The organism is Mycobacterium sp. (assembly GCF_008709575.1).
Taxonomy (GTDB): Bacteria; Actinomycetota; Actinomycetes; order Mycobacteriales; family Mycobacteriaceae; genus Mycobacterium.
The window spans coordinates 1-683 of the sequence record NZ_VYIK01000368.1; the positions used below are offsets into that span (position 1 = coordinate 1).

Genomic DNA, 683 nt, shown 5'->3' on the forward strand with positions numbered 1-683 from the left:
GCGGTCACCGCAGTCGCAGGACACCGCGACCACCCACATCGGGTTCCGCTGCGTGACGGACCTGCGGTAGCGCCGCGCTCTCCGTCGCAATCTATTGGGCGAAAGCGTCGCGCTCGGTTGACGGTGCCGGCAGGAGCGGGCCGTATCGCCGGCGCAGCTCGGTGACGATCTCGTCGAGGGGAAGGTCGTCATACCAGCCCCGGTCGTGCAGGTATTCCATGTGCTGGCGGCCTTCGCTGTCATAGGCGTGCAAGAGCGCATCGTGTTCGCCGTCGAAGTCGATCGGGGGCACACCGAACCGGGCGCACAGCTCGGCGTTGAACGCCGGTGTGACCTTGACCCAGCGGTTGTTGACGAACAGTTCGCTGTAGCCGTGATAGGCGAACACGTCGGTGCCGCCCATCCGGGCACGCAGCGTGTCGGTTTGCAGGTGGTTGCGCACATCGGCGAAACCCAAGCGGGCTGGTATCCCTGCGGCGCGGGCCGCCGCGGTGAGCAGAACCGCCTTGGGGACGCAGTAGGCGCGTGCGGCGGTGGCGACATAGCTGGCACGGTAGTGCCCGGGATCGTCGTCAGCACTGTAGGGGTCGTACCAGATGTTGTCGCGGACCGCGACGAAAAGGCGTTGGGCGCATGTCACCGGATCGCTGCTCTCGCCGATCGCCGCCCGGGTGAAACGCTGC

Annotated in this window: 1 protein-coding gene; it reads right to left on the reverse strand. The window is 67.1% G+C overall.

Annotated elements, in window-relative coordinates; genetic code table 11:
- Window positions 1-91: 91 nt before the first annotated feature.
- The coding region (locus tag F6Q13_RS19000) for a transglutaminase-like domain-containing protein (RefSeq protein WP_293059828.1) at window positions 92-683 on the reverse strand (592 nt) is incomplete at its 5' end.